The 3,292-nt window shown below is 67.9% G+C and carries 2 protein-coding genes and 2 pseudogenes; 2 read left to right on the forward strand and 2 right to left on the reverse strand.

The window, feature by feature from the left end; genetic code table 11:
* Both GJ633_RS15235 and GJ633_RS15240 read right to left on the reverse strand, forming a co-directional pair.
* Positions 1-852 (reverse strand): annotated as a pseudogene (locus tag GJ633_RS15235) (sulfatase-like hydrolase/transferase); the annotation flags it as partial.
* Positions 853-1,184: 332 nt separating this feature from the next.
* Positions 1,185-1,613 (reverse strand): RDD family protein, encoded by a 429-nt coding sequence (locus tag GJ633_RS15240; RefSeq protein WP_156589476.1) that lies wholly within the window; start codon positions 1,611-1,613, stop codon positions 1,185-1,187.
* Positions 1,614-1,800: 187 nt separating this feature from the next.
* Here GJ633_RS15240 and GJ633_RS15245 point away from each other — a divergent pair.
* Positions 1,801-2,831 (forward strand): annotated as a pseudogene (locus GJ633_RS15245) (alpha/beta fold hydrolase).
* An 80-nt stretch (positions 2,832-2,911) separates the two neighbouring features.
* On the forward strand, positions 2,912-3,292 hold a 381-nt coding region (locus GJ633_RS15250), incomplete at its 3' end, for an amidohydrolase family protein (RefSeq protein WP_156589477.1).

Consider the following 3,292-nt stretch of genomic DNA (forward strand, 5'->3'; position numbering starts at 1 on the left):
TCGCCGACCTCCCACCCGAGGCTCGTCCGCGTGTGCGCGTGGAGCATCCGGGTGGGTCGCCGACGGACGGTCCGTTCGACACCCGTCCCGGATGTACCGCGGCGCCGGGACGTACGGCGTGTGTGTGTCCATGTAGTGGACCCACAGGAAGAACGGCTCGTCGGTCCGGTCGACGAAGTCGGTCGCGGCGTCCTCCACGTCGAACATCCGCGACGCGTCGAGGAACGGCCGGTCGTCGCTCTCGCCGCGGAGCTTGGACCCGAGGCGGCGGATCGGCGACGTCGCGAGCTGGATCCACGCCTCGACCGTGGGGTGAGCCGCGAGGTACCGGCTGTACCGGCTGGACCCGACGCTCGTGACGAACGGCTCGAACTCGTCGAACCCCTCTGGGTATCCCCAGTGCGAGGTGAGGAAGCCGTTCGCGGCGTTGAAGCCGGCCGTCGTTATCCCGGCCTCCGAGAGCACCGACGCGAGCGTCCGAGCGTCCGTCACGCCGATGTCGCCGTTCCGGGCGAACACGGGCTCGGACGCGAGGATCGAGGGAAACGAGAAGGGCGTCCAGTTGCCGGTCGCGAACGCCCGGTCGAACACGGTTCCGTTCGCCGCGAGGCCCTTGAGGACCGGCGAGTGGCGGTCGTCGTCGTAGGGGGCGATCGCGTCCGTCCGCAGCGAGTCGATCGTGACGAGGACGACGTTCGAGACCGTCGTGTCGGTCGAACCGCCCGTCGGTTCGGCGTCCGCGGGTGACGGACCCGACGATTCGGCGTCCGCCGGGGCTGACTCGGGCGCAGACGCGTCCGACGCCGAGGCGTTCGATGGGGCTGATTCCGGCGCAGACGTGTCCCGGGACATGGTCTCAACGGTGCGTTCTGACGTCGCCGGGTCGAGCGCCGTCGGACCGGCCGTCTCCGCCCCCGCGTGTGGCCACACGAGCCGACCTCCGGAAGACGGACGGCGGCCGCGTCACCCCCGCGGGCGGCCGTCAGAACCACTAGTCTAGCCCGATCGGGGGATGCCAGGGGTTTGAGGATTTCGATCGGCCGATCGACCGCCGGATCTCCCCGGTGTCGTGCCGGATCGCCCCGGTGTCGCCTCGACGAACGGTAGGGTGTGATAGAACCGTTCACCCACTGTATCGGGTCGCCAGTGAATCGGTCAGTATAGGGCAAGCAGATATGTTCCGATTACTGTTGCTTAACGACGACTGTATCTGCAACGAGGTCGCCGACCCGCTGATTGTCATCAGTAAGCAATATTGACACCATTGCGATGAGGTTGAAAGTCGGGAGTGCGTCAACGATCCATAACAGGTTCCGTAGTATTGACGCGCCGATTGTGCAGTTGGAACCGTCGGGCTTGATAACGACTAGTCCGAGTAGGTATTTCCCCGGCGTGTAGCCGTATAGCCCCTCAAGCAGAAAACCGTAAACTACTGTTGCGACCAGCCCCGCTAACGTGAACACGAGGAAACCGATCTCGCCGAGGGCCGCCCCAGCGAGCATAACGGGAACCCAGATTAGCCCCATAAGAATCGAGTCGATGAAGAATGCGCCCACTCGGTGCCAGATCACATTTCCATTCGTCCCGAGCTGTGGTTTCGGATGCTTTTCCATAACTCACGTCTGATACTCAATGCTCATTAATCTTTGAGAGTTATCTCAGAGGTAGAGTTATAGAATAGTTCGCACGCAGACTCTAACGGCTGATTCACTACCTCTCGGAGTGAACCGCTCTCCTGGAAACGATTCTCTGACACCCGTCGAACGTAGCTATTTGCCGCCGGCGCCCGACACGCTCGGTATGAGCGACGACCCGAACGGCTCTCGCGCGGACGGCTCCCGCGCGGACGGCTCCCGCGCGGACGGCTCGCCGGTGGGCGAGGGTCTGTCGGCCGAGGTCCTGCCCGTCGACGAGATCCCATCCGACGAGATCCCGCCAGACGAGATTCCCGAGGCGGTACCGGGCGAGTCGCGGGCGGTCGAGACGAACGGCGTCCGGCTCCACGTCGTCGAGGCCGGTCCGACGGACGGGCGCCTGCTGGTGTTGCTCCACGGGTTCCCCGAGTTCTGGTACGGCTGGCACGAGGCGATCGCGCCGCTGGCGAACGCGGGCTATCGCGTCGTCGTCCCCGACCAGCGGGGATACAACCTCTCGGCGAAGCGCCGGCCGTGCGCGACTACCGGATCGGCGAGCTCGCCCGCGACGTCGTCGGCCTGATCGACGCGTACGGCCGCGAGACCGCCGCCGTCGCGGGCCACGACTGGGGCGCCGCGGTGGGGTGGTGGCTCGCGATCCACCACGCCGACCGGATCTCCGACTTCGTCGCCGTCAACCTCCCGCACCCGACCGTCTTCGAGCGGACGCTCCGCCGCTCGTGGGACCAGCGGCTCAAGAGCTGGTACGTGCTCGCGTTCCAGATACCGCGGCTCCCCGAGACCGTCGCCAGCGCCGGCAACTGGCGGCTCGCGGTGCGCGGGCTCCGCGAGACGAGCCGCCCCGGGACGTTCGACGACGAGGACGTCAGGCGGTACCGACGCGCGTGGAGCCGCGACGGGGCGTTCGAGGCGATGGTGAACTGGTACCGCGCGATCGTCCGGGAGCGGCCGACGCCGGCGACGCCGACGGTCGACGTCCCGACGCTCGTGATCTGGGGCGCGAAGGACCGTTTCCTCGCCAAGCGGATGGCCGGCGACAGCGTCGAGCACTGCACCGACGGTCGGCTGTTGACCCTCGACGCCGCGACCCACTGGGTGGTCCACGAGGAGCCGCACCGCGTCGCCGAGGCGATCGCCGACCACGCCGACCCGTTGCCGCCCGGCGCCCGGAAGTGAGCCGTTCCGGTCCCGTTCGAGGGCGACGCCCGTCGGTCCCGTTCCCGTGACGTTTTAGGTCGGGCCGCTGACGCCCACGTATGCACCTGGAGGGGACGGTCCTCGTGGGGCCCGACTTCGAGCCCGTCGAGGGACGCGTGGTCGTCGCCGACGGCGAGATCGTCCGGATCGAAGAGCGCGAGGTCGACGGCGACGGCGTGATCCTCCCGGCGTTCGTCAACGCCCACACGCACATCGGCGATTCCATCGCGAAGGAAGCGGGCGAGGGGCTCTCGCTCGACGCGCTCGTCGCGCCGCCGGACGGGCTCAAACACCGCCTCCTGCGGGCGGCGAGCCACGAGGAGAAGGTCGCCGCGATGGCGCGCACGCTCCGGTACATGGAGTCCGTGGGGACGGGCACGTTCCTCGAGTTCCGCGAGGGCGGCCGCGACGGCGTCGCCGCGCTCGGGACGCCTCGCCGG

This window comes from Halorubrum sp. CBA1125, from assembly GCF_009742825.1.
Lineage (GTDB): Archaea > Halobacteriota > Halobacteria > Halobacteriales > Haloferacaceae > Halorubrum.